The sequence below is a fragment of the Streptomyces albidochromogenes genome (genome assembly GCF_005981925.1).
GTDB lineage: Bacteria > Actinomycetota > Actinomycetes > Streptomycetales > Streptomycetaceae > Streptomyces > Streptomyces albidochromogenes.
In genome coordinates this window covers 1-2,998 of record NZ_VBVX01000493.1, presented here as the reverse complement: position 1 = coordinate 2,998, position 2,998 = coordinate 1, and the positions used below count along the sequence as shown (strand labels likewise).

Genomic DNA, 2,998 nt, shown 5'->3' with positions numbered 1-2,998 from the left:
GGACTACCCCTGCGCCGGTGTCAGTCGGCTGGGCTGGGTGCCGGTGATCAGGGTGGAGAGGGCGTGGTCGACGTCGGCGCCGAGGTACCAGTCGCCGGTGTGGTCCAGGCTGTAGACGCGGCCCTCGGTGTCGATGGCCAGTACGGCTTGGCCCTCGTCGCCCTCGGCGCCGAGTTCCGTGCCGAGGGGGCAGACCTCCGTGCCGAGGGCCCGGCCGAGGTCGGCGAGCGTCCGCGCGTGGTGCAGCCCGCAGAGCGGGTCGAAACGTACCGGCGTAGGGGCGATCTGCCGCCCCGGCCCGGGCGGCGCGATGTGCAGGCCGCCGAATTCGGCCCATGCCTCGACCGCCGCCGGGAAGACGCTGTGCCGGTGGCCGGCGGGGGAGGTGTGCGCGCGCAGGGTGTCGGCCCAGTGCTCCGCCTGCCGTATGTCCCAGCGTCCCGGTTGCCAGCCGGCCGCGCGCAGGGCGGCGTCCACCGCCACCGGGAAGCGGGTGGTGTTGGTGTGGGGGCTCGGGGTGGCGTTGGGGCCCGGCATCGGCTGCGGGTCAGCCCTTCTCGGTAGGGGGTGCGGTCAGGTCCACGGCGCGTACGCCGAAGTGGGCGAGCATCGGCGTGCAGGAGCGGCACGGCGGGGCGTAGCTGCCGTGCAGCGGGTCGCCGTCCTCGCGGATGCGGCGGGCGGTGAGTTTGGAGTGCTTCAGGGAGCGGCGGGCCTCGCCGGTGGTCAGTGGTTTGCGGGAGGCGCGGCGGGAGCGTGAGCCCTCGGTGGCGGTGATGTGCCGGGAGAGGAGGATCGCCTCGGGGCAGCGTCCGGTGAAGCGTTCCCGTTGGCCGCTGGTGAGGGTGTCGAGGAAGTCCTGGACGAGTGGGTGGAGCGGGGGTGGCTGGTCGCCCCGGCCGGCGGTGCACGTCAGGGTGTCGGCGCCGCGGACGGAGAGCGCGGCCGCGACCGTCGGCAGGATGCCGTCGCGACGGTGCGTGAGCACGGGTACGCGGGTGGGTTCGCTGCTGCTCCAGCTGAGGCGCGGGTCGCCGGCCGTGGCGGGCGCCGGGGCCGGTGCGGTGGGCGTCGTCGCCGTGGGTGTGGCTGCGGTGGTCGTGGGCGTGCCCGTCGGTGTCGTCGTAGCGGCTGTCTGAGCAGTGTGCATTGGTGGTGCTCCCCTCCCGTGCCCGCGGCGGGCAGCCGCTGATGTGCACGCCCCCGCGTTGCTGGGACAGCCTGCCAAATGTGTCGCCCGGTACGGAAGCTGGGTCGGTGAATCGTGTACGTGTGTCGCCCGGTGGTGACGCGGGTGTGACGGTTCGTTACGCAAGGCGAGGGGCGGGGCCGCCTGTTGTCCCACCGCATAGGCTGTGCGAACCAGCCAGACGCAGCAGGGGGCATCCGCCATGACGACAGGTCGGCTCGGGCAGCAAGCCGCGCCACCGAATGCGGCCTACGCCGGGCAGCTCGTGCATTTCCCGGACCCGGTCCGGGCCTCCCGCCACCCCCAGGGGGTGCGTGTGGACGAAGCCGGCTTCCCGGTGTTCACGCCGTACGCGCGTGCCGCCGCGGAGATCGCCGAGCCTCCGGAGGGCTTCGGCGTCGACGAACTGCGGCTCACGGACTACGTGTCCGCCAACGCGGCGCTGGCCGCGGACGGGCACGAGCTGTGGGACACCATTCCGGCGGTCGCCACCCCGCACGGCTGGACCTGGCACCACGTGCCGAACACGCGGCGCATGGAGCTGGTGCCCGTGGAGGTGAAGGCGTTGTTGCGTCATCACGGTGGGCTGACGACGGCGGCCGTCGACCAGGACAAGCGCGGTACGCGTCCGCTTCAGGAGACGCGGCCGGCGCATTTCGGGCTGCCGAAGAGTTCGGTGTCGGTGACCGAGCAGCAGATCCAGGGTGTGGAGGAGGACCTCGGCTACCGGCTTCCGGGCGCGTACCGGTCGTTCCTGAAGGCGGCGGGCGGGTGCGCGCCGGTGGGTACGGCGCTCGACGCGGAGCTGGGGCTGCTGGTCGACCAGCCGTTCTTCACGGTGCGGGACGAGGCCGCGGTGAATGATCTGGTGTACGTCAACAAATGCTTGCGCGACCACATGACCAAGGACTATCTGGGTGTCGCTTTCGTGCAGGGCGGTCTGCTGGCCGTGAAGGTGCGGGGGGAGGCGGTCGGGTCGGTGTGGTTCGTGGCGTACGACGACGCGCGGGACCGTGACGGCTGGACGGTGCACGAGCGTGTGGAGCGGTTGCCGCTGCCGTGCGGCGAGGACTTCGACGCCTTCCTCCAGCGGCTGGCGGGCAATCCGCCGGAGCTGGAGACCGTGGCGAACCTGATGGTTGACGGCGGCTTCGCGCGCGCCGTCCCGGTTTCGGACGAGGGGTGACGGTCCGGTGGTGACCTTCGCGCAGGCGCAGGAGCGCGCGGAAGAGTGGGTCAACGGGGACGTGCCCGTGCCGTCGCACCGTGAGGTGCGGGTGCGCGAGTTCGAACTCGGATTCGTGGTGTGGGCGGAGGACCGCGCGGGTGGTCCGGTGTCGGACGGTGGCAGGCAGCGCCTGGTCATCGCCCGGGACAGCGGGGAGGCGACGCTGTGGCCGGGGCTGCCGGTGGGTGAGGTGATCCGCCGGTACGAGGAGGAGTACGGGACGCCGGAGCCGTCGCCGGCGGACGCGGGGCCGGCTCCGGCGCAGCGGGTGGATCTGGAGCAGACGTCGTTCCTGTTGACGCCGCCGGAGTGGCTCCAGGACGCGGCGGACAGGATGGGCATCGCGGATCGCCGGGGTGCGGACGCGGATGCTCCCGGTGGTGCGGACGCGCAGCCGTCCCCGCTTCCGGCGGCGACCGCGGACGGTGACTGGCCGCTTGCCGGTGCCGCCAGTGGCCCTGGCGCCGAGGACAACGCGCTGCGGCCCGGGGGCGGTTCGCCGGCTCCGGGTGGCGACTGGGCCGACGCCGTGACGGCGGGGGCGGCTTCCGCCACGGCGGGCGGGGCCCGTGGGGTACGGG

Annotated in this window: 4 protein-coding genes; 2 read left to right on the top strand and 2 right to left on the bottom strand. The window is 73.3% G+C overall.

From position 1 onward, the window contains the following. Positions 1–3 precede the first annotated feature (3 nt). Both E2E34_RS33000 and E2E34_RS32995 read right to left on the bottom strand, forming a co-directional pair. A complete protein-coding gene (locus E2E34_RS33000) occupies positions 4–537 on the bottom strand; it encodes an SUKH-3 domain-containing protein (protein WP_138905515.1) in 534 nt (177 codons plus the stop codon). A 10-nt stretch (positions 538–547) separates the two neighbouring features. Further along, the gene (locus E2E34_RS32995; protein WP_138905514.1) at positions 548–1,150 is read right to left on the bottom strand and encodes a YwqJ-related putative deaminase; all 603 of its coding nucleotides are present in this window, start codon (positions 1,148–1,150) and stop codon (positions 548–550) included. A 241-nt stretch (positions 1,151–1,391) separates the two neighbouring features. On the opposite strand from E2E34_RS32995, the gene E2E34_RS32990 reads away from it, so the two are divergent. Together E2E34_RS32990 and E2E34_RS32985 are read left to right on the top strand one after the other, a co-directional pair. Continuing rightward, positions 1,392–2,375 (top strand): HNH endonuclease, encoded by a 984-nt coding sequence (locus E2E34_RS32990; RefSeq protein ID WP_138905513.1) that lies wholly within the window; start codon positions 1,392–1,394, stop codon positions 2,373–2,375. A gap of 7 nt (positions 2,376–2,382) precedes the next feature. Continuing rightward, on the top strand, positions 2,383–2,998 hold a 616-nt coding region (locus tag E2E34_RS32985), incomplete at its 3' end, for an SUKH-4 family immunity protein (RefSeq protein ID WP_500691587.1).